This window comes from Cerasicoccus sp. TK19100, from assembly GCF_027257155.1.
Lineage (GTDB): Bacteria > Verrucomicrobiota > Verrucomicrobiia > Opitutales > Cerasicoccaceae > Cerasicoccus > Cerasicoccus fimbriatus.
Genome location: NZ_JAPWDU010000008.1, coordinates 1 through 24,536, shown reverse-complemented (window position 1 = coordinate 24,536; position 24,536 = coordinate 1). Strand labels below are relative to the sequence as shown.

Sequence of the window (24,536 nt, the reverse complement as noted above, 5' to 3'; positions counted from 1 at the left end):
GTCAAAGCGCCAGGGGCTAAGCCGTCCAGCGCACGATCGCGCCGCCCCAAGTGAGGCCCGCGCCAAAGGCGGTCAGCAGCACGTTGTCACCGGGGCCGAAGCGACCCTTCTGCCGGGCTTCCCACATGGCTATGGGGATCGAGGCGGCCGAGGTGTTGCCGTAGCGGTCGATGTTGACGTAAAAGCGGTCCATCGAGACGCCCAGTCGCTTGGCGATGGACTCGATGATGCGAATATTGGCCTGATGCGGAATGAAGCACTTAATGTCTTCCGGCGTCAGGCCGTTTTTCTCAATGGTTTCCAATGTGATGTCGCCCATTTCGCGCACGGCATGCTTGAAAACTTCCTTGCCGTTCATTTTCAGGAAGTGCTGGCGGGCGGAGACAGACTCAGCCGATGGGGGTATGCAGGCCCCGCCGGCCGGCATGTTGAGCAGGTCCATCTTGGAGCCATCGGCGCGCAAGAGGATCTGGCCCACGCCGATATTGGGCGTGTCGGAAAGGGAGAGCACGGCGGCTCCGGCACCATCGCCAAAGAGCACACAAGTGGAGCGGTCCTGCCAGTCGAGGATGCTCGACATCTTTTCCGAGCCGATAATGAGCGCGTTACGATAGTTGCCGGAACGCATCAGCTGGGTGCCGGTTTCCAGGACGTAAAGGAAGCCTGAGCAGGCGGCAATCACATCAAAGGCGGCCACTGGTGTGAGCCCGAGCTGAGCCTGCACGAGGCACGCGGTCGAGGGAAAGGGCATGTCCGGGCTCATCGTGCCAACGATGACGAGGTCGATCTCGTCCTTGCTAATGCCGGCATCGGCAATGGCCTTTTCCGCCGCGGCGGCCCCCATGGTGGAGGCGGTTTCTTTCTCGCCTGCGAGGCGGCGTTCGGCGATGCCGGAGCGCGAGCGGATCCATTCGTCGGAGGTGTCCACGACGCGAGACAAGTCACTATTGGTGACGACTTTGTCGGGAATGCTGGTCCCCATTCCGGAGATGACTACCGATGCGGCTGACATGATCTAATTGGGCGAAACTTGGATCCAATCCACGTAGGCAGTGGAGGACTCGTTAGTGTTATCACTATCTGCCATGATGCTGATCACGGCTTCCTTGGGGGGCTCTTCGCCGAAGGCTTTGCGAAAATCTTCCATGATGTCGACCCGCTCTTCGTGCCATTGTTGCAGGTCGCCCTGGCCTGAGCGCTTGACGATGATTCGGGCACGCTCGGAGTAAGGGCAGGGCAGGATGTCGCTGGGCAAGTCGTCTCGGCTGGCATAAACGTAGTGCAGCACGCGGTAGGGGGGGTAATCGCCCCAGACGAGCTTTTGCATCTTAAACCAACGGCGTTCGTTGGCGTTGACTTTTTTCGGGTCGAATTTGAAACAGACGCTCACGCGCAGGGGAAAGTCGTCGCCGGATTTCTCCTCGGCGTTGCCCTTGGTGAAGGTGTTGTCGACATTCCAGCGCCAACTGAGCATCGGGGTGACGGCGGGCTCGAAACGCTTGGCCAACACGATGGCCGACACCGAATTATCCGATGAAGCGCGGAGGTAGCCTTCGGGGGTGATGTCGTAGGCGGAATGGCTCTGCAGTGGGAAGTCGAGGGGCTCCCAATTGTCCTTTTGGTCGAAATCCTCAACGAACAGCGGGGTAAGCGTTGTCGGTTGGGTGGATATTGCTTGGGCGGAAATAAAAAATAAACCGCCCCCGAGAACCATTGCGGTCAAGCGGGGGAGCCAGTGGATAATCGTCATTCTGTAAATTGGTCGTGGGTCGGGGAGCGCCTTTGGAGCTCGCGTTACTTTATGATTGGTCCGCCGCGGTGGCGGCCATTTCTGGAGCTTTCATGATGCCGTTACCTTTTTCAACGTCTTTTTGCACCTGCTCCTCCATATCGTGGCGCAGCGTTTCCAAGGCAATTCGGATGGCGCTGCGGATGAAAAACCGGTCGCTGGAACCGTGGGTTTTCAGCACCAGATGATTGAGCCCAAGCAGGGGTGCGCCGGAGTAATTATCCGGCGAAAAAGTCTTTTTCATCGATTTGAAGGCACCCTGCGAAAGCACCGCGCCGAGCTTGCGCACCGGTGTGGCCATCAGCTCGTCCTTGAGCGTTTCCTTGAGTGTGCCATAGCAGGACTCCAGCGTCTTGAGCAGGATATTGCCCGTAAAGCCATCGCAGACAACGACATCGACGACGTTCTTAAAGGTGTCAAAGCCTTCGACTGGCCCAATGTAATTCATGATGCCGGCGTCGCCAATGCCCTTCATGTAGTCGTGCGCCTCCATGATGCGCTTGGTGCCCTTGCCCTCTTCGGTGCCGATGGTCATCAGGCCGACGCGGGGGTTCTTCTTGCCAATGGCAGCCTCATAATAAGCCGAGCCGAGAATGGCATTGTGAGCGAGCTGTTTGGAGGAGGTTTCCGGCTGGGCACCGGCATCGATCAGCAGAAAGTGGTGGTTGCGGCTCGGAATAATGGTCGCCAGCGCGGGGCGCTCGATGCCGGGCAGTTTGCGCAGCATCAGGGTGGCGGCAAACATCAGGCAGCCCGTGTTACCGCAGCTGACGGCTGCGCCGGCCTCGCCATCGGCCACGAGCTTGAGCGCGGAGATCATGGACGAGTCCTTCTTCTTGTAGCTGTCCTTGGGCTTGTCCTCCATGCTGATGACGGTCGGCGCGTGGTGGATGCGCACACGGGCGTCATTGCCGAGGCCGGCCTCGTTCAGGAGGCTCTGAAGTTTGTCCTCCGGACCGACGAGGATGACCTGCTGGAGATCCTTAACTTCGTCGAGTGCCAGCTTGGTGGCGGCGACAACTTCGGCGGGGCCCAGGTCCCCGCCCATAGCGTCAACTGCGATTGGGTAATCGCTGGCGGAAGGGCTGCTCATTGGCGGTTGAGGCTGTCGTTGTCTTTCCCCGGGTCAAGCTTCCATTCAGGCGGAGCCGGAATGGGGATTAAAGGAAAAAGATTAAAGGAAAAAGGGTCAGGGCGTAGGATGCGGGCAAAGCGGCTAGTGTTGGTGCTGGCATCTGGAAATTCTTTATCCAATCCACCAAACTGAAACTTTTTCCTTTAATCTTTTTCCTTCCTCCCCCAATAAAAAACCCGGCCAAAAATGACCGGGTTGGTAAAAATCGTTGAGGATGCTGCTTACAGCTCCACTTCCACGACCTGGCGACCGCGATACATCCCGTTATTCGGGTTGACGTGGTGCGGGCGGAATACGGTGCCGTCGTTGCTGTCCTTGGCGAGCAAAGGCGCCTTGAAACGATTCGCGCCGCGGCGGAGTCGGCTGCGCTGTTTGGATTGCTTGCGTTTTGGTTGTGCCATGACGAAAGGTGTTTGGTGGGTCCGTTAAATGGGAAAAGTGAGGAAAATGGACGGCACCCCCGCATTCGTCAACTATTATTTTGCCGAATTGCTCAGGAGTGATTCGGGCAATATCCGACTATTCTTCGTCGTTGTCGATCAGGATTTTAACCAGTGGAAAGGAATGGCTCTCGAATGGCAGGACGATGGTACGTATCTCTCTGGGCTCCAGGGTGATGGAGCGAAAGACCGGGTTTATGCGCACGCCGTCGGCGTAGATGCCCACGAAGTCCCGGGGCTCAATGATTTGTCGGCCGTCGAGCTGATTTTCCACCGTAACCATGGCAAAACGCTGGCCCGAGGGCGTGCTCATTGGGCGGAAATTATGCACTTCGATAAAGGCGCGCAGTGGCTTCAGGCTTTGCTCGTCCTCATAGTAATGTAGCTCATCCGGGGTGATGACGCGGCGGTCGAAGGTGGCGACGTCCCCCACATCAAGCGCGAAGGCTTGGGTGGCGAACAGGAGGGCGGCAATGTGGCAGGTGACGTATTTCATGGATGGGACCTATTCTAATCGTTCTTGATCGCCTTCAGGAGGCGTTCGACTTCCTCGTCGGAAAGATCGCTGCTGAGTAGCGCGTCTTCGGCGGCAGCCGGGTCATCCCAATCGCGGATAATGCGTCGGGCGGAATTGTAGCGTTTCTCTTCGTTTTCGATACCGGTAGCCCAGTCGAAGGCCGCCGCGGGGTCGCTTTTGCGGATTTCATTGACCATGGACTCGACGGCGGTGTCGCGGCTTTCGCCGCTGGGCATTTCGGAAATCCACAATGAGGCCTCGTAAGGGTCGTGGTCGAGCCAGGCTTCGGCGACCGTTCTCACCATGTCGGGGTGGCGATCTTCTTCGACGTTGTCGAGCCAGGTGGCGGCTTCACTGGGGCTTTGCCGGGCAAAGTTTCTCAGGTGCGTGCGCTGGTTGTCCTTGTCCAGTTTGCCAAAGCCTTCAGTGCCGAGGTATTCGAAGGTGGCCCAGGGATCGCGGCTGGACCAGCTTTGGAGTAGCCGCTCCTTGGCTTGTTGGCCTCCCTCGCCGTAGGAGTCGGTATCCTGTAGTGCCGCGATGATGGCCTCACTGCCTTGATCGGCGGCAGTGCTCATTAAGCTATAGGTGGAGTCTCGCTGGGACTGCGGGTCCAGTGTCGCGTAGAATGCTTTGGCACCCTCCCAGTCATTGGATGCATAGACATTGAGGATGCTGCGCAGGTAGTCGCGCTTTTCCTGGCCGTCGGGCATGGCTTGGACGCGGGCAATGGCGGCATCCGGCTCGCGCTCAAACTCGGCAATAATCAGCTGGCTCATGGCGCTGCGGTAGCGCCCCCCGTAGGGTAGCTGGTCGATGTAGGCTTTGGCCTGTTCGGGATCGTTGCGGATCATTTGGTTTAGCGCATTGGCGAACATCTCATCCTGCTGGGTCCCGTCCAGATTTGCCTGTGCCCAATTCATCACAGCTTCCGCTTGCTCGTTGGTTACGTCCCAAAGCTGGAGCATGTGCTCGGGTTGGCGCTCGTGGACCAGTGAGGCCAGGGCGGCGTCGGTGTCTTGCTTAAACCAATGATTGTAGAGGGACCGGCGAATGCTGTGTTGGGTGTCGTAGTCTTTAATCGAATCGAGCTGAGTAAAGGCGTTGCTGATATCATCCTCTTTGAGCGCATCGAAGTAGCCCTCGACAGCACGTTTGTAGGGAGCGTAGGGCAGGGCGGATATTTTCTCCCAAGCGACGGCGGGGTCCTGCTTCGCCATGTATTTAAAGATGTTGCGGTAGGTATAATCGTTGGGGGAACCGTAGGCGAGCTGCAGCTCCAGAGCTCGGTGCGGGTCATCCCGCATGACCCGGTAGATGAGCTGGTTCATCTGCTCTTTTTGCTGGGTTGGCGGGAGTTGCTGAATCGCGTTGACGGCTCCAGCCATGTCTTGGCGAGACCAGTTGGTGAAAACATAGCTGCCGAGTCGGCGGTTTTCGGGGTCTTCGGGATCTTGCAGGTAGCGCGCTTTGGCGGCCTCGGGGTTTAGCTCCACCCAGCGCCGAAGCAGCATGCTCTCCAGGTAGTTGTAAGAGTGGTTGCCCTTAATGGAATCCAGCGTGTCGAGGATTTGATCCTCATCTAGCGACAGGACCATATAATGAATAGCGATGCGATCATCCAGATCCGGCCGGCGGAGGTTGCTCTGCTTCAGGTGGAGGAGTCGCTCCTCGGGGGTGGCTTCCAGCGTTCCGCGATAGATGGCCTCCGCAGTTTCACGGGGGGTCATGCTCCGGGTTTTTGCGCGCCAGCGGGCGACCGCTTTTTCGTCGACCGTGTCCGCCTGCAAGGTTTCGGAGCGTGGCCGTTTGTCTTTAGGCGCATTGGCGACCCAGCCCAGCCCAAAGGCGGCAATGATGAAAAGGAGGATCAGAGCGTACTTCATTGCAGGTAGTCCTTTTTAAGCTTTTCGATTTGCTCGGGTGACAGGTCGCTACCTTCGATGGCGGCAAGTGCGGCTTCGGGGTCGTCCTGCTTCCATTTGCGCAGCGTCCAGCCGAGATCGCGGATGCGCTGATCCTCGTTGGAGATTTCCATGGCCCAATCGAAGGCAACCTCCGGCTCGTAGCTGCGGACAATACTGGTAAGTGAGTTGATGGCGCTATCGCGCGTGTCTCCCTCCGGTAGTTCGGAGATCCAGACCGAGGCGGCGTAGGGATCATGCTGCAGCCAACTGCTGGCGACTTGGGAAACACTGCTCTTTTGCTGGCCTACGTCTTCGAGTGAGAGTGCCCAGGCGGCGGCTTCCTCGGGGTGCTTGGCGGCCCAGTTGCGCGCAATGTTACTCGCGCGATTTTGGTCGAGGGGCAGTTCATGCTGCGTCAGGAAGTCGAGCGCCTGAGCATGGTCGATGTTGGCCAACTCCTGGATGAGCCGCGTTTCCATCTGGCTGCGGACGTTTTCGTCTTCCATGGTCAGTGCCAGATTATAGGCCGATTCGGGATCATTCTTGGCGAGTTCGCGCATCAAGTTGCGGCCGATTTCCACCTGCTTGTCTCCAAAATCAGTTTCCGTGAAAAGCGCAACTGCGGCATTCGGGTCGTGCTTCACGTAGTTATTCATCAGCGACGAATACGCATAGTGTTTTTCTTCACCGTCTGGTTGCTGGTTGAGCCACTGCAGGGCGGCAACGGGGTCGCGCTGGCTCCATTGCTGGATCAGGTTGCGCATGCTGTCTTTGTAGGCTTTACCGTAAGGCATTTGCTCAATGACGGCGGCGGCCCCCTCGGGGTCGTTTTGGGCAATCGTATTGAGGTAACCACTGGTTGCCTGATCCTGTTTTTGGCCATCGGACAAGTGGGCAATCATGTCGATGACGCCAAGCGGGTCGTCTTTCGGAAGGCTCCAGGAAAGGCGTTGCAGGAGGTTGCCTCGCAGGAGCGGGGACTCGATTTCGCTCAGGGCGGTTTCGGCAGCAATGGGGTCCTCTTGGTACCAGTGTTGATAGGCACTGCGCAGGGCATCGTAGCGTGAGTAGGATGGCGGCATCTCCATGCTCAGGTGCCAGGCTTCCGATGGGTTGGAACTCGCATAGGTTTGGAGGAAGCCCTGTAAGGCGTGGGTCTTGGCTTTGCCTTGAGGGAGGGATTCGATGGCGGCTTGCGCAGCTGCGGGGTCAACGCGGGCCCAGTTGGAAAACAGGTTGTGGTAGGCGCTGGGAATCAAATGCTTGTCTTCGTCCACTTGCTTGACCAGACGCAAGGCCCGCTGTGGGTCTTCAAACACCACTGAGCCAATCAGGGCGTTAAGCGCGGATCGCTTGGTGTTGCCGCTCAATTGCTTTAAGAGCTGGAAGCCCTTATCCGGATCGTGTTTTCCGAAGTGGTTGAAGATGGTGTAAGGGCTGCCGTGGCCGCTACCATTCTTTTCGAGCAGATTTTCAAATGCGGCTTGGGGGTTGAGCTTTACCCATTGCCCGATGACTTCATCCATCACATCCCGGACGGGTGCTTCTTCAATGAATTGCTGTAGCTCGGCGCTAGACATCTGCTCCACGAGCCGCATTTTTCGCAGCTGGCTTTCGAACGAAGAATCATTGGCCAGAAAGGCGAGCTCTGCCCAGCGGTCCTGCGCGTTGTTGGGCAGGGGCGCTTCCTCTACCTCTTCAGTTACGAGCTCCGCTGGTTGCTCGGTGGTCACTTCGTTGGCGACGGGGGGTGACGGTTGTGGCTCTTCTGTCAGGCTCGTTGAAGGGCTGGCCTGCACCAGCGGGTCCGAGCGCTCCCAGGCATCACGGGCAATCCATCCGGCGGCGATGGCGGCTGGGGTGGCGAGAAAAAGTATCCAGCGAGGCTTCACTAATTGAGGGGCAATAACACAGATTTTATCATTAGGCAGCAGGATTTAAAAACGGTTCCCTGAATCTGGCTATCAAAAAATCCGATGGCGGGCATCGCACTTTATGCTTCAATCGCGTCGCATGTTGCGGCACGCTGGTAGATATGGCTTTTCCCACATCCCCGGCATCCTCGGCAGATCTGTTTGAACGCGCCCGCCAACTTATCCCTGGTGGCGTAAATTCGCCGGTGCGGGCGTTTCGTTCAGTGGGCGGCGCGCCGTTCTTTACCAAGTCCGCGCAAGGCAGCCGGTTGACCACTGCCGATGGGCAGGAGCTGATCGACTACGTCTGCACCTGGGGGCCGGCGATCCATGGCCACAACCGTGCGGAGATCCGCGACGCGATCGCCGAGGCACTGGCCAATGGAACCAGCTTTGGCACGCCGAACCCCTATGAGGTCGCCATGGCCGAGCGCGTGGTGGACCTCGTGCCATCAGTGGAAAAGGTACGCATGGTCAACAGCGGCACTGAGGCAACCATGTCAGCCATTCGTCTGGCGCGTGGCTTCACTGGCCGGCACAAGGTGATTAAGTTCGCGGGTTGCTACCATGGTCATGTCGACGCCCTGTTGGTCGCCGCGGGCTCCGGTGCCTTGACGCTCGGTACGCCGGACAGCGCCGGGGTGCCGCCAGCCTTCGCCTCGGAGACGATTGTTCTGCCCTACAATGACCGCGCGGCGCTGGAGGCCGCGTTCGCCACGCACGGGCCGCAGATTGCCGCCGTAATCGTGGAGCCGTATCCAGCCAACTGCGGCCTCATCCTGCCCTTGCCGGGCTATCTGGAGCACATGCGCAACTTGTGCACCAAACACGGCCCCGTGCTGATTTTTGACGAAGTGATGACCGGCTTCCGCGTCGCCTTGGGCGGGGTGCAGGAGCGCGAAGGCATCACGCCGGACCTGACCGCGATGGGCAAGATCATTGGCGGTGGTTTGCCGGTGGGTGCCTTTGGCGGCAAGGCCGAGATCATGGATATGCTGGCACCCGAGGGGCCCGTCTATCAGGCCGGGACGCTGAGTGGAAATCCGCTGGCCATGGCGGCCGGTATTGCGGCGCTGGATTTGCTGAAGGCCGAGAACCCGTATCCCCGCCTGGCCGCGCAGGGGGAACGCATCGCCAGCGAGTTGGAGGCGACTGCCCGGGAGAAGGGCGTTGATCTACAAATCCCACATGTGGGTTCGATGTTTGCCCTGTTTTTCACACCCGAGCCGGTGTCGCATTTCGAGCGCGCGCTTTCCAGCAATAAGGAAGCGTTCAACCAAGTATTCCATACGGCATTGGGTAATGGTGTTTACCTGCCACCGTCGGCCTACGAGACGTGTTTCATCAGCGCGGCTCACAGTGACGCTGATATTGATCGCACTATTGAAGTACTGAGTAATGCCATTCGCAAGCTGTAGGGGCAACAATACTCCAACCGGCTAATGCCGAATTGAGTGTTTGTCTTTAGTGGGAATGTGTCAGCCAAACAGTCTGATTTTATTTAGCGCGTTCGTTGGAAATTTTAAGCCTCAAAGCCTATTTAGGCTGTAGGCGATACTGTGCGTGATTCTTTTATTAATGCAGAAGTGAGCTTGGCAGGCTTTGCCGTTTTCCAAGGACACGGTGGCTTGCTATTCGCTGATGCATCTGTATCAATTAGAGGTATTGTTTATTTCCTCGATTGAGATTAATACCCCATTAGCTATGTTAAATGAGCTTTTTAGCACGGATGGTTTTCCGGAGCGTTGGGAATGTGGTGTCTGGAGCGAAGCTCATGGGTGGGTGCATATCTTGTCGGATATCGCGATCTGGGCGGCCTACATGGCGATACCGTTCGTTTTGTTTTACACGATCAAAAAGCGGCCGGAGACGCCGAACAAGACCCTCGTCTATCTGTTCATTGCTTTTATCATGCTTTGCGGGCTCACGCATTTGCTGGAGGCATTGATTTTCTGGTGGCCGGCTTATCGCTTTCTCGGGCTGATGAAGCTTGTGACTGCAGTGGTGTCTGTGGCGACGGTTATCATGCTCGTGCGGGCAGTGCCTAGTGTGATTAAATATCCCACGAAAATAGCATTTGAGGAGGAGATTGAGCGCCGCGCTGACTCTGAACGCAAATTGGCTGAAAGTGAAGACCTGTTCCGCACCGCGATGCGTTATGCGCCGATTGGCAAGGCTCTGGTATCGCTGGAAGGCAAGTTTATGCTGGTCAATAAAAAGCTTTGTGAGCTTCTGGGCTACTCCGAGGAAGAACTACTGAGGCAGGACTTCCAGCACTTAACCCATCCAGAGGATTTGGATGCGGACCTGGATTGCCTCAAGCGAACCCTGGCCGGAGAAATCAACGGGTATTCGATGGAAAAACGTTACATCCGCAAGGATGGGAAAATCGTGCATTCCATGCTCAACGTCGTTTTAATCCGACATGATGGTGAGCCTCAGCACTTTGTTTCGCAAATACTCGATATCAGCACCCGCAAGCGGCTCATGCAGCGTCAGGAAAAGCTGATCAGCGAGCTTGCCCAGCGAAATCGCGACATGCAGCAGATTGTTTACGTGGCGTCCCACGATTTGCGTTCGCCTTTGGTAAACATTATTGGCTTCAGCACAGAGCTGAATGCTTCCGCCAGCGAATTGCAGAAAAAATTGCTGAAATCTGACTGCCTGGACGAGCAAGCCCGCGCCATTCTGGAGACCGATATGCCGGAGATGTTGCAGTTCATCAATACCAACGCGCTGCGCATGGATATGCTGCTCAAAGGGCTATTACGGTATTCGCGGCTGGGTCGCTACACCTTCACGATACAGCAAATCGATATGGACCAACTGCTTGGCGAGCTGTTGCAGGGCGTATCCTTCCAGCTCAATGAAGTCGGTGCCAAGGTGGAGGTCGGGTTGCTGCCCAACTGCTATGGTGATAAGGTTTTGGTCGGTCAGCTGTTCACCAATCTTATCGATAACGCGATAAAATACCGTTCGTCAGAGCGTACGCTTGTGTTGAAAATCAAGGCCTCTACCGAGGGCGACTACGTCCGCTACACGGTTTCGGACAATGGCCAAGGCATCGATCCGAAGTATCAAGAGCGCATATTTGAGGTATTTCACCGACTTAACCCGAGCGAGGTTGATGGCGATGGATTAGGTCTGAGCTTATGCAGTCTAATTGCTCGACGCCTTGAAGGGGACATCAGTATCGACTCCAAATTTGGGGTTGGGTCAAATTTTCATGTTAAGCTTCCGCGAGATCAATCGATAATAACAGAACGCGCTGATGCCATTTCCAACGCAAGCACCGATCACAGCTTGTATTCTTTTAAATAAATTTATGAACACTGAAGTCACCATCATTATTGCCGATGATGACGCTGGGCATCGCCGGCTGATGCAGCGCAATTTAAAACGGTTTAAAATCGCCAACGATATCCTGGAATTCGAAGACGGGCTGAGCTTGCTGAACTTTTTCAAGAAGGCGCAGGAAAATGGCAGTCTGTCCAATACTGCTTTTGTGGTCTTTCTCGATATTCGCATGCCCAAGTTGACCGGGGTCGAGGTGCTGCAACAAATGAAGGCAGACCCTTATCTGAAGCGTATTCCAATCATTATGGTCAGCACCATGGATGACCCCGACGAAGTCGCGCGCTGCCACGAACTCGGCTGCAGCAACTACGTGACCAAGCCCGTTGATTATGATGCCTTTGTGCAGGCCGTCCAAAATTTAGGGCTTTTCTTATCTGTGGTACAGATCCCACGACTCGCCTAAATCCGACATGACAGACCTATCCCCAGACCCTAGAATCTTGCTGATCGAGGACGATCCGGGTACTCACATTTTGATTAAGAGTCGGGTTATCCGATTGGGGATGAAGTTCACCGGTGCAATGAGTGGGCAGGATGCCCTGCAGATCATTCAAGAAGCAGATGAGCCGTTCGACCTGATTCTGCTCGACTACATTCTGCAGGATACCAATGCGGAAGAGTTTATTACCGATCATTGGGATGAGATTGGTCGGCCGCCGTTTATGGTGCTGACCGGTTATGGCGACGAGCGCCTCGCGGTGAAATTAATGAAGCTGGGGGCCGAGGATTATATCGTCAAAGACGCCGATTTCCTCGATCACCTGCAGTCTGCCATTGAGCGTACGATGCGACATGTGTCGGAGCGTCATCTGCTGGGTAAGACTGAGAGGCAGCTCAAAGAAAGTGAGGAGCGGCTGCATCTGGCAGTGCAATCGGCGGGACTCTCTATCTGGGATATTAATATCCGCGAGATGAATGCGATCGTCTGTGAGCGATGGCGAAAGCTGATGGGTAATACGCTGCCACCGAACCCCGTGCCGCTGGACACGCTGCATGAGGCGATTCACGAGGAAGACGCAGAGGCGTTCCACAAGCGTTGGGAAACCTTTCTTGAACACTTTGATAAGGGGCAGCACTTTGGTGCCGAGTTCCGTGTGAACACGCCCGATGCCGAAGTCCGCTGGGTGGAAGCCCAATGGATACAAGCTGATAGTGAAGACGCCACACGCGCGATTTGCACGCTGCACGATGTGACTGCCCGCAAGAAATTTGATGAGGTGGAGCAGCAACTGCGCCGCGCTCAGCGTGTCGATATGCTGGGGACGCTCGCAGGCGGCATTGCTCATGACTTCAACAATGTCCTGGCCTCAATCGTGGGTTACAATGAGCTGACCCAGCGAAATCCGGGCGATAAAGATTACGTTCTAAAAAACGCTCAATACATCAGCGAGGCCGCGAAGCGCGCCCGTGAAATTATTGATCAAATTCTGCTGTTTAGCCGCCGGGAAGCGCCGGAAATTCGATCCGTCAATTTGGTGTCCATTGTCGAGGAAGCGATCCGCTTTATTCGCGCCGTCGTTCCGCCTGATGTGCAGCTCGTTCATCAGTTTGAGATTCAGGAGGCCATGATTGAGGCGAACTCCGGGCAAATCTCGCAGGTATTGGTTAATTTGCTAACCAACGCCATCCATGCGATGAATGGACGCGAAGGCTCCATCTACGTGACAATCAGTGAAGTGGAGATCAGTCATTCGCCGGGAGAGGCCTTGAATCACATTGTGAGGCAGGGGTATCGGGTTGATGTGCGCGACGAAGGCCCAGGTGTTCCCGAGCATTTGCTGGAAACTATTTTTGAACCATTTTTCAGCACGAAGAAGGCAGGGGAGGGCACCGGTCTGGGCTTGGCAACTTCCAAGGGGATTATCAACTCCCATGGTGGCCGTATTCAGGTGCAGAGTGAGCTCGATGTTGGTGCTTGCTTCAGCATTATTTTACCGCGTGGTACACCGCCCGAGCAGGAAGAGCAATCGCTCCCTGCGGTCGATTTCGAGCCCAGTTCGCTGCGAATCCTTTTGGTGGATGACGAAGTCGCCCTTGCTGAAGTGACGACTCAGCTGCTCATGTTGCATGGCTATGAGGTGGACGCCTATCACGATCCAGTGCAGGCCCTGCGAAACTGTGAGGTGAACCGCGAAGAATATGACATAGCCATTTGCGATTTCAGCATGCCGCGACTCAATGGCTTGGAGCTCTTCGCGGAGTTGCACAAGCTGATGCCGAATTTGCCGGGTGTCCTGATCACCGGCAACATGAATGACTCCTACGAGACGACGGTCCTGGAAAATGATCGGCTGACATTGCTGCGAAAGCCATACTCCCATGACGACCTGATCACCGCTATGGTGCAGATACTACCGGCGGAGGTGGCAGCCCAAAAAAGTGTGGGCGCAGATTGATCCGCGCCCACAAGTGGTAATCGAAAGTGCTCGGTTGACCGCGTTTACGGCTTGGGATTTTCAACCCACTCGCCGATGCGCTTGTTCATGTCGACCCAGACGAATTTCCAGTTGTCTTTTCCGTTTGCCTGGGCGGGAACTTTGTCACGATACATGGCCCACATATCTTCGACAAAGGGGTCAGCCGTGCGCTTGCCGGGAAGCCAGTTGGGGAACTTTTGGAAATTCTCATCGCTCATCCAGTAATCGGTGTAGTCGAAGAATGCGTCGTGGTTCCAGTCCGCTTTGGCACCCATGAGCAAAGCCGATAAGGCCGTGCCAACGTAGGTAGTTGAGTTGATGAGGCAATAGCCGTTGGAGCGCTTGTCATTCTTGTCCCACTTGCTCTCGGGCTTCTCTTGGTAGGGAGGCTTAGGGCCGCTGTGCCAGCACATTTGCCAAAGCACATCCTGCCCTTCGGCACCCTTGCCATAATAGGTATCGAGGTCCTCCTGGAAAACTACGGTCGGATGCGGGGCGGCCTTGCTGGGGCGCACGCGCTTGTCACCGGCGGGCATTGCCGGCCAATCGTAAAATGATGGCTCTTCGAGCATGATGCCGGCGAACATGATCGGCCACTTGCGGCCCTGCCACCAGCCGCCGTCAGCAAAGAATACCCGACCGCTGTCGACGACGCCACGCAGGTCGATGCCGCGTTGGATCATTTCATACATCAGCTTTTCCTTTTGCTGCTGGGGGGCATCAGTCATCAGCATCAAAGTGGCCATGTTGTTCATGCGGGAAACTTCGCGGCCATAGCCGTTACCATTGAGAGATGGCCCGAAGTACTGCACCAGCCAACTGCTGGGAATTTCCAGCCACGGGCGTTCGTGCACGCGCTCATAGGTTTCCCATTTGGGCATGGATTTCGGTGCGGGCAGATTCGGTAATTTGTCCCATTTAATGTCGCGCGCGTAGTAGACCGGGCGTTTGCTGCCGGCATAGGGTGGGCGGAAAGCGTCCTTGGCCGGTGCCTGCGCGACACAGGTCAATAGGGCGGCAGATTCCACGACATAATCGCCCTTTGCTTTTGTATAGAAAATCTTTTGCTCCCCCAATACGTCTGGCGTCGCTAGCTTGCCCTTGTCGTCGTATTTTTCACTGCTCACGGACGAGACGAGGATATCCGCGGGCTTGAGCTCCAGCGGAAAGGTGACGCTCAGCGACTCGTTGTAGCTCTTGTTGCGGGAGTCCAAGCCCTGCTGCTCGAGGCTCACATCCTTGCCGGGATTGACCATCGAGCCATTGCGCATGCGCTTGTCATCGATATTGGCCGTCGCGCCATAGATGCTCTTCGAGCTGTCCTTGGCATCGGAGTCGGACGGTCCAGGCTCAGGGCTGACGCTGACGATCGTCACCGGGCCAACGACCCAGTAATCGCCTGACACGAACTGGCCGACCTCATGTGGCTTGTCGAACTTCCAAGTGATGCCGTATTGGCTGATCTCTCGTGCCATTTCGGCGCAAAGAGCGGTCGTTAATGTGAGGGTGGCGGCAATGAAGCAGGGGATGCGGGGGAATGGCAACATAATGAGTTAGGGTTTTCTATCACCTTTAACGTCGTGAAGGCCTACATAATTCGCCCGGTTGTTGAATTATTTCAAGATTAAATGAGTAATCAATGCGATCATTTAAGTGATTAATCGGGGAATATCGCGCCCTCCGCCACGACTGCCTGCCGGATTTTGGCGTAATCCACTTGCTGAGCATTGGTAATCCCGACTTGGCTGGCGAGGGCGGCAACCGCGCCCGCGGCTTGCCCCATGCCCATGCAAGTGCCCTGCACGCGGTAGGCGGAATTGGCCAACTGATCACCCGAGGCGCAGCGCCCGGCGGCCAAAAATTGCCCCACGCCCCGCGGAATCATTGCCGACAGCGGGATCGTCGACACAACGCCTTCTGCAAGCATTTCCTTGCGCAGACCGTGGTCGGTGTGGAGGTCGATGGGGTAGTAGCTGTAGCTCACCGCGTCGGGCCAGCGCTTGCCGTGCAAGTAGTCTTCGTAGGTGATGGTCGACTCGCCGTCGATGATCCGCGTTTCGCGCACCCCGCACTCGGGGGCCGCCCAGGCAACGGATAAATTTTCAAAGCCCGGCTGTGTCTTCAAAAAACGGAAGACGCGCAGCAGAGCTGCCCGGCTTTTCAGCTCGGCAGTGGTTTTGCCTGCGCTGGTAAAGGCGTCGATGCCGGTCGTGTGGATGGAGTTCTTGCCGCGAGAATGGACCAGATGCGCGAGCGAATCCCCGTGCCAACCAAAGTCGCCGGGCTCAAGCTCGCCGTTTGCGCGCGCGCTCAAGGCCACCTTGTTGAGCGCGTCGATGTCGATGTTTTGCGGGTCGTAGCCGTCGAAGCTAAAAACGAGCGTGCCGGGCTGGAGCTTTTCATTTCGCGGTTTGAGCGGGCAGCCCGCCAGATGCGCGGCGTTGGCATCGCCCGTGGCGTCGATGATCCACTTGCTTTGCACCGCAAAGAGCCCCTCCTTGCCGCACAGCTGGATGCGCCAGTGTTCGTCGCTTTTTTCAATGGCGGCGGGCATCGTGTGGAGCATTAGCTCGCAGCCGGACATGCGCAGGTCTTCATCGATCAGCGCCGCCATCAGGACCGGGCAAAGCCTCACTTGGTGCCGCCATTGCTGTTCGGGTGGAGCCGAAAAGTCCGGCAGCTCGCCGCCCTCCAGCTCGACGGTTCGCTTGACGACGTCCCAGCCGATCCCCGCAATAATCTGCCGCCCCCAGGCATGGAATATCCCGGGAAAGGACACGCGGTTTAGCGTTGTGGTGCCACCCAGTTGGCCGCTCTTTTCCACGAGCAGAGCGCGGGCACCCATCCGGGCTGCTTGTATCGCGGCGGGGAACCCGGCCGGGCCTCCGCCGATGACTACGATGTCGTATGTTTCCATGTGAACAGTCTTTTTAATAGATGAATTTTACAGTAGTCGCGATGAGGATCGTTATTGGATTTAACGATTGCTCAATCGCGTTAAATATTGAAAATTATAAGTATGAAACTCCCCCTTGCCCTCGTAACGTTTTGTGCCGCTGGCTCGCTGCTGGCTGGCGAAAAGCAGCTCCTGAATTTGTCCGGTATTCCGTCGAAGGAGCGCATGAATGTGCCCGTCGAATATGTTTGGCCGGAGAATGCCGGCGAGGCGGCGGTGTGTCTTTGGAAGGACGACAAGGCGGCCGCGATCAGCTACACCATCGACGACAATTGCGCGATGAACATCGACTGGTGGCTCAATGAAGCCGCCCAGCGCGAGATGAAGCTGACGTGGTTTGTCGTCACCGGAGGCATCAGCAACAGCAACCCAGCGATGAACGGCGAGTGGTCGCAATGGCAGGCCGTTTACGATGCGGGGCATTCGGTGGAGTCGCATACCGTCACGCACCTCGGCGGCGCGAGCAAGCCCGAGTGGAAGGGCATCGAGTGGGAGTACGAAGATTCCAAGGAGGCCATCGACGCCAACATCGCGGGCAATACCGTGACCGCGCTCGCTTATCCCGGCGGTGGCAACTCTTCGAAAAACGATGCCGAAGTGGCGAAAGAAATTTACATCGCCGCACGCGGAACCCGTGGCACGACGAACGGCGCGCGCGGGCTGGATTACATGAGCATCAACGCGATGAGCCGGCCGAACATCGGGGATAACCCCAAGGCGTCTTTCAGCGATTGCTCGCTGCTGATCGATCCGGAGAGTAAGGCCTATCGCGGCTGGGGCGTGTTCATCTACCACTACATCAAGGGGGATAACATGGACAAGACGCGTGAGCAGATGGATTTCTATTACAACAATCGCGACGACTTTTGGTGCGCCTCGTTCTCCGATGCGGCCAAGTATGCGCAGTCGCGCGATACCTCGACACTCGAAGTCGTGGAGAATGGCAATAACCGCATCGTGCTGAACCTCACCGACTGGATGAAAGACGACCTCTACACCTACCCGCTTACGGTTAAGGTGCGCCTGCCGGACGGCTGGAATGGATTCCGCGCAAAGCAGGGTGAGGGCGAGGAGCTGACCACTCAGGTGATCGAGCATGAAGGCGCGAAATATGGCCTGGTAGACATCGTGCCCGATGGCGGCCAAACGGTGCTGATCCCCGGCTAGAGCACGAGAAAAATCCAATAGTGACTCAACGCGTGATCGGTGATACCGTTGCGCGTTTTTTATTGGATGAGCCAGGACCATACACCGCCAGATGAGTTCATTGCTGCAATGCTGCGCATGCCTATTGAAGTGCGCGAGATTGATCGCCGTTGGCATGGGCCACGCACCGTCATTCGCGACGAAGTGCTGATGTCGAACCGGTTGATCCTGATCGTCGACGGATCTCTGAACTACACGGTTGAAGGGAAGACCAAGCGCATGGCGGCAGGCAATCAACTGCTTGTGCCGAACTGGGTCCGCCGCACCTGGCGCACCAATCGTGGTTGTGAGATTTACTTCGTCGACTTTGTCTTGAAGCATCTGGACGCCAGCCCGCTGACTTTGTTTTGGCGCACGGTTGACTGCTTGGACTTGGAATGCGCGGCTATGGACCGAATGCGTACTGCGCGGGATGAAGGCGCGGCGCAATCGCGAACGCTGCTGCAAGTGGAGGGTGAGCTCAAGGGGATGCTTGGGCGTTTTTGGCCCACGGCTCGCGCGTTGCACGATTCGGTGTTTGCCAACACGCAGTTTGCCGAGGCGCTGCACCCGGAAATTCGCCGGGCGGTGCAATGGCTGAGCGAGCACTTTGCGCGGCCGGATGCGCTGGCGGAATTTTACGCAACACTCGTGCTGAGCCCGGACTATTTTCGCCGACAGTTCCAACTGGCTTATGGCGAGAATATGCAAACACGGCTCAACCGAATCCGGCTGCGGCATGCGCGTTTTCTGGTGCATGAAAGTCACTTGTCTGCGAAGGAAATTGCGGGGGAATGCGGGTTTAACGATCCGTTGTTTTTCTCGCGCCAGTATCGAAAATTCTGGGGCAAGTCGCCAACCGAGGATCGCGCTAAAGCATGATCGAGCCGCCGTCGGCCAGCGCGCGACGAATCTTGGCGGGGTCGATTTCGCGTGCGCATTGCTTATGCTTTAGAGCAAGGTAGGCGGCCACTCCGGCGGCTTCGCCGGTTTGGTTCATGTTGACCATGACGCGGATGGCACCGTGGGCTTCGGTGTCGGCATCGATGAAGCGCCCGGCCGCAAGCAGGTTGCCAAACGGCCCCTGGGGCACGAGTGAGCGATACGGGATCTGGTAGTAGGTCGGGTTGTCGCGCGTTTCAGCGCGCCAGCGGCCTTGCTCCTGCGGATAGCCGGGGCGGGCGTACACTTCGCGACCATCGAGATAGCGAAAGGTGAGGCCGGGTTTGTTGTCGTGGTGGATGTCCACGCGGTAACTGCCGTTGGCAATGGCGTCGTCGAAGCGCTTGCCGTGGAGCACTTCCTCGCCGGTTAGCTGGTGCAGGCAGCGCACGTGGCGTGTTTCGCGAATGCCGATGCGCGCGGGTAGGGACTGCAGGGCGAGTTGGTTGCCGTTGGCGTATTTACGGAAAATGTCGTGGATCGCGCGGACTTGACGACGGCCTTCAATCTCGGCGCGGGTAAAGCCCTCGGCATCGGAGCAGTTGTCGTAAACGCGCGTGCCTGCGAGCATGAAAACGTCTGAGCCGGGAACCTTGCCACCCCATGCAAAGCCCTGCGGCAGGTTAAACTCTTCACCGTGCATACGGAGTAGGGCACCCCAGTCGGTTTCGTTTTGTAGCTTATCCCAGTTGCTGAAGGAGGCGCAGGTGGTTGAGGGCTGGCGGCGCGCGGCAATGTAGGTTTCCAAACCGAGTCGCTGGCAAAGGTCGCCATCGCCGGTGGCGTCGATGAAGAACCGCGCCTTGATTGCCTGGCGGCCACTTTTGTTTTCCACAATGACGCCGGTTAACTGCTCGTTCTCAATGACCGGCGCGACAAACGAAGTATGGAGCCAAGGCGTGATGCCGTGCTCAATGATAAGTTCGTCCAGCTCGATCTGCATCTCACTCGAGTTGAAGCGCCAGGCGACGCTGGCATTGGCCAGGTTTTCGTTGACCGTGTCGCGCTGCTTGAGGCGGTCTATGATCTCCTGACTCAGTCCGGAAAAAATTCGTGTTTTGAACGCTTCGTCGAGCGGCGTGTGCCAGACATTGACCAGTGACAGCGTTGCCACGCCGCCAAAGCAGCCCATCTTTTCAACGATCGCGACGGACAGCCCTAGCCGCGCCGCACGAATCGCCGCAAAGACGCCCGTGCACGACCCACCCAGCACACAAAGATCGAAATCTCCAACGACGGGGGTTTCTCTTGCGGGCTCATGGACGGTTTGCTTTTGCATGGAGATTATTATTGGAAACGAGCTCTCCCGAAAGCTAGATCGTTTATTAGGTCAATTGAAGTCATTGTATGGACAAAACGCGTGATTATGGCGCTAATTTTTGCTCTGATCGCCTAGAGCCAAACCAATTAATCTAGTACTGATGCTTGCAAGCGCCATAGTTGTGCAAGATGCTTCTCATTATATGAAAGGTTTTCTTCCTATTCCCTTACTGGCTTCGGCGCTTCTCTTGACCGCTGGCTGTGACTTTGATTTTAAGGGCTTCATCAAACCAGATGATACTAGGCCAGGACCGGTCGAACACATCGATGCCGATGAACGCCGACAGGCCGCCTTGCTCACGCCCACATTGGGGCCGATCATGAAAGAGGTGCGGTTGTTTCGCGCTGATGTGCGCAGTTCTTTTGAAAACGGAAACTACGAGGCGCTGGATCAGCAGGCGGGCGAGTTGGCGGAAGGCAAGCAGGTGTTCGATAACGGCTCGTGGAAGATTCATCAGTTTTACGTCGGCATTGGCGAGCGCTTTGGCCGTAGTGAAGATCAGTTTTTACATGATAAGCGACGCTTGGAGCGTTGGATGGAGCAGCGACCGGACTCCACCACCGCCAGGATCGCCTACGCCGATTTTCTCACTGAATATGCCTGGCATGCGCGAGGGTCGGGCTACGCCAGCACGGTCACGAACGAAGGTTGGCGCAAGTTTGGCAGCCGATTGCAGGAAGCCAATGAAGTGCTTTCGCCAATGTGGGACTCGGAAAACCTGGACCCCTACTGGGGCTCGGTGATGCTGCGCATCGCGCTGGGGCAGGGCTGGGACGCTGGCGACTACCGCAAGCTGATGAGCTACCTGCACGCTAGCTATCCGAAATATTGGGGCTACGATGTCAGCCGCGCCTATTCGCTCTTGCCGCGTTGGCATGGCGAGGAGGGCGACTGGGAGCGTTTTGCTAAGATTACGTCCGAGCGCCCTGATGGCCTCGGCAGCGAGGTGTACGCGCGGATTATCATTCGCATGGCCGGCTTCTATGGGAATATCTATCGTGAAACCGACGCGCAGTGGGCACCAACGAAAGAGGGCCTGGAAATTTTATTGGAGAAGTATCCGGACTCACTGACCATTCTCAACAGCGCCGCTCGTGTGGCGGTCTTGGGCAACGATCAGGAGATGGCAAAGGCTTTGTTTGAAAAAATCGAAGACAACTACGTGGATAGCTGTTGGAAAAACACGGAGCAGTTCGTTCATTATCGCACCTGGGCCCGCACGGGCAATTGGTAGGCCAGCGCTACGCGGAATGATCTCTCGTTGAAAGTAGCTGAGGGTGCGGACGCATTTCGTCAGCTATCCCGTCTTGTTCGGTTGCTGGTTGCGGTTGCATGGTCGTGGAGCGGGAATCCTCGTAGTTGCATGTCAGGCTGATGGCAGTTCTTCAGTGTGATGGGAATGCCTTTTCTGTGGTGAGGGCCTATGAGTCTCCGGGTCTTGGCGTGAACCACTCCTGCCTAATGATCTCACGCAAAGGCGCGAAGAGTTGCTGGGGAAGGGGATACTGACCGAACGTCGAAGGTAGGCGCGGCTATGAGCCGTCGCCTATCCAGATTTGTTAGTGTTCAGCTCTTGGGTATCCTAGACCGATCACCTTTAGAGTGTCATCTTTACTGCCAGAAACATTCTCAATCCTTATTTTGAATTCGTACCCATTAATTTGGCTGGCATTGGTTGGAAGGTTAAGAATCTGAGTGACTTCATATCCGGCATCATGACAAAGATCGCTCTTCCTCCACTGCGTATTTGATTGTAAGTTGCTCCATTTTATCAATCCATCGCCTTGCGCATCATTCACCTCTATAGTCAGAGAGAAGTCGATTAATGGCGATTCGCTTATAATGCGCTTACTTAACTTTGCTTTGTCATCTTCCACAAGGGGAGACATCGAAGTGACTTCAATTTTAATCTGCCAAAAATCTATATCACCTACATCGTCGATCATGTAGATGGTCTCACTTTCGGTTTCAAGGGAGATAGTAGGAAATTCAAAAACATAAGGATAAGCCATCGGGGGAAAGGAGGAAACTTCATAAAGAGTGGCATCTCCGCGCGTGCCGAGTTCCCTTCTGGATGTGCAGCCCGAGAATAATATACAGAGAATTATCAGTAGTATGCATTTCATACGAATTACACTAACGCTAAGAGTAGCTGGCCGTCATGGAGCGCCAAAAGGCGCAGAATGAAGGGTCAGCTATCTCGTCTTGTTCGCTTTGGTAAGTTCAGTAATCATCATGATGATAAAACCATTTCCTGTGGGACCTCGATACAGCCCACGTCCCCCAAGGATTCTGCACGCGAAGGCGGATAATGCCCATGCCTCATCTTCAGTCGCTTCCGTTTTAGGTTCAGTTAGATCAGAGATATTGTGCTGTTCACCATATTCAATTAACCTTTCGGTATCTTTAGTGAGATGATCTAGAAGGGATGGGTTTGCCCATCCCCACATCCATGTCTCCGATACGCTAGAGTATGATCCCAAAATCACGACTTTGCAGCTTAACTGAACTTCTCCAGCATTGGAAAATAGCAGATCTCCAACTTCTTGGTCTATGTCCCAGCGCTCATAGCTTCCTAATCCATACTGTTGAGATAGATTGGAGTTGAGCTCTTCGACCTCTTTGACCCGTTCGACCAAATACTCGTTATATTCTCGATCTCGCTTGGGAGTGATTTGATCGGCAACCTTCTTGCCAAATATGTTTTTAAATAGGCTCATGTTTTGTAGCGAACGTTGAGGATAGGTGGCGAAAATGCGCCAGCATTTTTCGTCACCTACTCCGACTGGTTATCGATTTGAGTTCTAAGGTCGGGTATGCTCTCTGCCAAGGCTAGTATCTTTTCTTTGATTTTCTCACGCTGATCAGAGATTTCGGAGTCAGGCCAGACAGGTGAGTTTGCATAGTAAGCTAATCGTGAGATACAGAATGTACGAGCTTCAGTGATGTCGCCGTCTTCAAGCAAACCCAAGATAGTCAGGCACACTATGGCAGTCATGCTTTCATCGTTCTCCATCATGCTGCTCATCGACTTATTGTGCTGGATCATATTCTTGAGTCCGTCACGAACCTGTTCCGGTGTGACTTCAATATCCTCGATAAGGCTTTGGAATTCTATGCCCTCAGAATCTGTCCATCCGTAAAGGGTCTGCCATTGCTCGTAGACAAATTCACTTCTCGCTTTACGTTCCCAAAGGGCACCTAGAAATCCCGCTGCTGTGATGGCAACTGCAATGGATGCGATGGCAATTGGCTTTCTCATTCGATAACGTCAAAGATGAGCCATGGAGGTAGATGGCGCAGGTCGTGCGAAAGCACGAACTGTGACAGATACCGGAATTGGCTCCATCGCGTTGTTAGGCTCTGTATGTTTCATTTCTCAAGTCAGGCGCCTGGCTTATAGTTTGGCTGTGCAATCTTCCAGCATAACGACTCAAGCACGATCACGGGAGTGAATGCTGCCTCGATTCTTTCGTTCCATGACCAATACCTTTCCGGGTCCCGTGCGTCGTCAGGTGGCATGCCGGCAGTGATTAAGTGGTGGTTTGCGCCTCGGTTGTCCCAAGAGCGTCGATGAATTAGGCGATGAGTGGCTCTGCATCCTGTATATATCGCAAGATATACGGTCAGCGCGACCGCGATGACGTATTTGGATCGCTTCATTTCTGCCTAACGCTAAGAGTAGCTGACCGTCATGGAGCGCCGCAAGGCGCGGAATGAAGGGTCAGCTATCTCGTCTTGTTGGCTCCTTTGCATTTAGAGAGGTCTAGTGGCCCCCAGAAGTCCATGTTGATGAAAATCGCGTTCGTGAAGTCGATGTTGATTAATTCTGTCTTTTCGAAACTCACCTTATTAAGAGTAGAACCTTCGAATGAGGATTCATCGAGTATCGCTTGACGAAAAGTAGTATAGTCCAGATGGCAATCTAGGAATTCTGACTTCGGAAGGTTCCCCGTCCTGAAATTGCACTCTACTAGCTTACAGCGTGAGAAACTCGTTCCTTCTAAAATCAGTGTTCGTGGACCAAAAGATGTGGATTCAAACTCGCAGTTCGCGAACTGAGCGCCAGCCCATGAGCACTTAATTTCTTTCTCAGCAGCTATCCATGATCCGGAAAACTTACATGAGTCAAAAACAGATCCCTCTCCATTGCAGTTTACGAATCGAGAGTGACCAAAGGAAACATTTTTGAAGATGTGGCCGGAGAGATCGACTTCCTCTCTTTGGGTAGTGATGGAGCAATTTTCAATGACTACTTTGCCATCGCGTTCAAATCCATGCGCCCTTGCAAGGTGAAGTATCTCTTGTCGGTCAGATAAAGCAGACCACTTTGAGAGGAACTTTCTTTTCTTCTTATCCATTTCCTTTGTGAACTATTAGTTATGCGACATAATTATGTCGCATAAGTGAATGGCGTAAAGAGACGATGGTGGCCCTTGTGCACCTATTTCTGAGTGAAAGTCGCACATGCTGTTGAAATATGTATACTTACTAAAGGGGACGATTTGTCCCCTATTACTTATTCGACATGTATGACTGGGTGACATCGTGTTTGCAGGATAAGCCAGGGCTGTCTGACTGGCAGCGGGAGGCGTAGTTGATTACACTACGATGGTATTTCGGTTTTTGTGCCAAGCGTCAATTGCCGAATCCGCTG

21 protein-coding genes are annotated in these 24,536 nt (G+C 55.3%); 7 read left to right on the top strand and 14 right to left on the bottom strand.

What is annotated here, in order from left to right:
• Positions 1 to 16 precede the first annotated feature (16 nt).
• From O3S85_RS18740 to O3S85_RS18710, 7 genes are all read right to left on the bottom strand, one after another.
• Positions 17 to 1,012, bottom strand: coding sequence for a beta-ketoacyl-ACP synthase III (locus O3S85_RS18740; protein WP_269542428.1), 996 nt, complete (start codon positions 1,010 to 1,012; stop codon positions 17 to 19).
• Between the two features lie 3 nt (positions 1,013 to 1,015).
• On the bottom strand, positions 1,016 to 1,750 hold the full coding sequence (locus O3S85_RS18735; RefSeq protein WP_269542425.1) for a DUF3047 domain-containing protein: 735 nt from the start codon (positions 1,748 to 1,750) through the stop codon (positions 1,016 to 1,018).
• A 49-nt stretch (positions 1,751 to 1,799) separates the two neighbouring features.
• On the bottom strand, positions 1,800 to 2,882 hold the full coding sequence (gene plsX / locus O3S85_RS18730) for a phosphate acyltransferase PlsX (RefSeq protein WP_269542422.1): 1,083 nt from the start codon (positions 2,880 to 2,882) through the stop codon (positions 1,800 to 1,802).
• Between the two features lie 263 nt (positions 2,883 to 3,145).
• A complete protein-coding gene (gene rpmF, locus O3S85_RS18725) occupies positions 3,146 to 3,325 on the bottom strand; it encodes a 50S ribosomal protein L32 (protein WP_269542419.1) in 180 nt (59 codons plus the stop codon).
• 118 nt (positions 3,326 to 3,443) lie between these two features.
• Positions 3,444 to 3,860, bottom strand: coding sequence for a hypothetical protein (locus O3S85_RS18720; RefSeq protein ID WP_269542416.1), 417 nt, complete (start codon positions 3,858 to 3,860; stop codon positions 3,444 to 3,446).
• 14 nt (positions 3,861 to 3,874) lie between these two features.
• Positions 3,875 to 5,767, bottom strand: a complete 1,893-nt coding sequence (locus O3S85_RS18715) for a hypothetical protein (protein WP_269542413.1) — start codon at positions 5,765 to 5,767, stop codon at positions 3,875 to 3,877.
• Positions 5,764 to 7,680 carry a hypothetical protein gene (locus O3S85_RS18710; protein WP_269542410.1) on the bottom strand — a complete coding sequence of 639 codons (1,917 nt, stop codon included), beginning with the start codon at positions 7,678 to 7,680 and terminating at the stop codon, positions 5,764 to 5,766. Before O3S85_RS18710 ends, O3S85_RS18715 begins: the two co-directional genes overlap by 4 nt.
• 143 nt (positions 7,681 to 7,823) lie before the next feature.
• Here O3S85_RS18710 and hemL point away from each other — a divergent pair, with 143 nt between their 5' ends.
• The 4 genes from hemL to O3S85_RS18690 all read left to right on the top strand — a co-directional run bounded on the left by hemL (position 7,824) and on the right by O3S85_RS18690 (position 13,454).
• Positions 7,824 to 9,119, top strand: coding sequence for a glutamate-1-semialdehyde 2,1-aminomutase (gene hemL / locus O3S85_RS18705; RefSeq protein ID WP_269542407.1), 1,296 nt, complete (start codon positions 7,824 to 7,826; stop codon positions 9,117 to 9,119).
• Between the two features lie 184 nt (positions 9,120 to 9,303).
• On the top strand, positions 9,304 to 11,022 hold the full coding sequence (locus tag O3S85_RS18700) for a sensor histidine kinase (protein WP_269542405.1): 1,719 nt from the start codon (positions 9,304 to 9,306) through the stop codon (positions 11,020 to 11,022).
• A gap of 4 nt (positions 11,023 to 11,026) precedes the next feature.
• Complete coding sequence (locus O3S85_RS18695; RefSeq protein WP_269542402.1) at positions 11,027 to 11,461, top strand: response regulator; 435 nt, start codon at positions 11,027 to 11,029, stop codon at positions 11,459 to 11,461.
• Between the two features lie 7 nt (positions 11,462 to 11,468).
• Positions 11,469 to 13,454, top strand: coding sequence for a hybrid sensor histidine kinase/response regulator (locus O3S85_RS18690; protein ID WP_269542399.1), 1,986 nt, complete (start codon positions 11,469 to 11,471; stop codon positions 13,452 to 13,454).
• Between the two features lie 44 nt (positions 13,455 to 13,498).
• Here O3S85_RS18690 and O3S85_RS18685 read toward each other — a convergent pair whose 3' ends face one another.
• Positions 13,499 to 15,022 (bottom strand): hypothetical protein, encoded by a 1,524-nt coding sequence (locus O3S85_RS18685; protein ID WP_269542397.1) that lies wholly within the window; start codon positions 15,020 to 15,022, stop codon positions 13,499 to 13,501.
• 110 nt (positions 15,023 to 15,132) lie between these two features.
• Entirely contained in the window at positions 15,133 to 16,392 is a 1,260-nt protein-coding gene (locus O3S85_RS18680; RefSeq protein ID WP_269542395.1) for an FAD-dependent oxidoreductase, read from the bottom strand.
• A 102-nt stretch (positions 16,393 to 16,494) separates the two neighbouring features.
• Here O3S85_RS18680 and O3S85_RS18675 point away from each other — a divergent pair, with 102 nt between their 5' ends.
• Complete coding sequence (locus tag O3S85_RS18675; protein WP_269542394.1) at positions 16,495 to 17,598, top strand: polysaccharide deacetylase family protein; 1,104 nt, start codon at positions 16,495 to 16,497, stop codon at positions 17,596 to 17,598.
• 66 nt (positions 17,599 to 17,664) lie between these two features.
• Positions 17,665 to 18,498 (top strand): helix-turn-helix domain-containing protein, encoded by an 834-nt coding sequence (locus O3S85_RS18670; RefSeq protein ID WP_269542393.1) that lies wholly within the window; start codon positions 17,665 to 17,667, stop codon positions 18,496 to 18,498.
• Here the strand turns inward: O3S85_RS18670 and O3S85_RS18665 are convergent.
• Positions 18,488 to 19,837, bottom strand: a complete 1,350-nt coding sequence (locus O3S85_RS18665; protein ID WP_269542391.1) for an FAD-dependent oxidoreductase — start codon at positions 19,835 to 19,837, stop codon at positions 18,488 to 18,490. The genes O3S85_RS18670 and O3S85_RS18665 overlap by 11 nt on opposite strands.
• A 184-nt stretch (positions 19,838 to 20,021) precedes the next feature.
• Between O3S85_RS18665 and O3S85_RS18660 the strand changes: the two genes are divergently transcribed.
• The gene (locus O3S85_RS18660) at positions 20,022 to 21,113 is read left to right on the top strand and encodes a DUF4034 domain-containing protein (protein WP_269542389.1); all 1,092 of its coding nucleotides are present in this window, start codon (positions 20,022 to 20,024) and stop codon (positions 21,111 to 21,113) included.
• A 325-nt stretch (positions 21,114 to 21,438) separates the two neighbouring features.
• Here the strand turns inward: O3S85_RS18660 and O3S85_RS18655 are convergent, their stop codons facing one another.
• From O3S85_RS18655 to O3S85_RS18640, 4 genes are all read right to left on the bottom strand, one after another.
• On the bottom strand, positions 21,439 to 21,891 hold the full coding sequence (locus tag O3S85_RS18655; protein ID WP_269542387.1) for a hypothetical protein: 453 nt from the start codon (positions 21,889 to 21,891) through the stop codon (positions 21,439 to 21,441).
• A 183-nt stretch (positions 21,892 to 22,074) separates the two neighbouring features.
• Entirely contained in the window at positions 22,075 to 22,599 is a 525-nt protein-coding gene (locus tag O3S85_RS18650) for a DUF6882 domain-containing protein (protein WP_269542385.1), read from the bottom strand.
• A 56-nt stretch (positions 22,600 to 22,655) separates the two neighbouring features.
• Entirely contained in the window at positions 22,656 to 23,141 is a 486-nt protein-coding gene (locus O3S85_RS18645) for a hypothetical protein (RefSeq protein WP_269542383.1), read from the bottom strand.
• Positions 23,142 to 23,607: 466 nt separating this feature from the next.
• Positions 23,608 to 24,240: a pentapeptide repeat-containing protein gene (locus O3S85_RS18640; protein ID WP_269542381.1), complete on the bottom strand. Its 633-nt coding sequence runs from the start codon at positions 24,238 to 24,240 to the stop codon at positions 23,608 to 23,610.
• Positions 24,241 to 24,536 lie beyond the last annotated feature (296 nt).

Excerpts from the sequence above, each read along its gene's own strand:
- O3S85_RS18660 (WP_269542389.1), top strand. The coding sequence starts at position 20,022 with ATGAAAGGTTTTCTTCCTATTCCCTTACTGGCTTCGGCGCTTCTCTTG.
- O3S85_RS18740 (WP_269542428.1), bottom strand. The coding sequence starts at position 1,012 with ATGTCAGCCGCATCGGTAGTCATCTCCGGAATGGGGACCAGCATTCCC.
- O3S85_RS18690 (WP_269542399.1), top strand. The coding sequence starts at position 11,469 with ATGACAGACCTATCCCCAGACCCTAGAATCTTGCTGATCGAGGACGAT.
- O3S85_RS18655 (WP_269542387.1), bottom strand. The coding sequence starts at position 21,891 with ATGGCTTATCCTTATGTTTTTGAATTTCCTACTATCTCCCTTGAAACC.
- O3S85_RS18685 (WP_269542397.1), bottom strand. The coding sequence starts at position 15,022 with ATGTTGCCATTCCCCCGCATCCCCTGCTTCATTGCCGCCACCCTCACA.
- O3S85_RS18670 (WP_269542393.1), top strand. The coding sequence starts at position 17,665 with ATGAGCCAGGACCATACACCGCCAGATGAGTTCATTGCTGCAATGCTG.
- O3S85_RS18640 (WP_269542381.1), bottom strand. The coding sequence starts at position 24,240 with ATGGATAAGAAGAAAAGAAAGTTCCTCTCAAAGTGGTCTGCTTTATCT.
- plsX (WP_269542422.1), bottom strand. The coding sequence starts at position 2,882 with ATGAGCAGCCCTTCCGCCAGCGATTACCCAATCGCAGTTGACGCTATG.
- O3S85_RS18675 (WP_269542394.1), top strand. The coding sequence starts at position 16,495 with ATGAAACTCCCCCTTGCCCTCGTAACGTTTTGTGCCGCTGGCTCGCTG.
- O3S85_RS18680 (WP_269542395.1), bottom strand. The coding sequence starts at position 16,392 with ATGGAAACATACGACATCGTAGTCATCGGCGGAGGCCCGGCCGGGTTC.
- O3S85_RS18650 (WP_269542385.1), bottom strand. The coding sequence starts at position 22,599 with ATGAGCCTATTTAAAAACATATTTGGCAAGAAGGTTGCCGATCAAATC.
- hemL (WP_269542407.1), top strand. The coding sequence starts at position 7,824 with ATGGCTTTTCCCACATCCCCGGCATCCTCGGCAGATCTGTTTGAACGC.
- O3S85_RS18695 (WP_269542402.1), top strand. The coding sequence starts at position 11,027 with ATGAACACTGAAGTCACCATCATTATTGCCGATGATGACGCTGGGCAT.
- O3S85_RS18720 (WP_269542416.1), bottom strand. The coding sequence starts at position 3,860 with ATGAAATACGTCACCTGCCACATTGCCGCCCTCCTGTTCGCCACCCAA.
- O3S85_RS18735 (WP_269542425.1), bottom strand. The coding sequence starts at position 1,750 with ATGACGATTATCCACTGGCTCCCCCGCTTGACCGCAATGGTTCTCGGG.
- rpmF (WP_269542419.1), bottom strand. The coding sequence starts at position 3,325 with ATGGCACAACCAAAACGCAAGCAATCCAAACAGCGCAGCCGACTCCGC.
- O3S85_RS18715 (WP_269542413.1), bottom strand. The coding sequence starts at position 5,767 with ATGAAGTACGCTCTGATCCTCCTTTTCATCATTGCCGCCTTTGGGCTG.
- O3S85_RS18665 (WP_269542391.1), bottom strand. The coding sequence starts at position 19,837 with ATGCAAAAGCAAACCGTCCATGAGCCCGCAAGAGAAACCCCCGTCGTT.
- O3S85_RS18645 (WP_269542383.1), bottom strand. The coding sequence starts at position 23,141 with ATGAGAAAGCCAATTGCCATCGCATCCATTGCAGTTGCCATCACAGCA.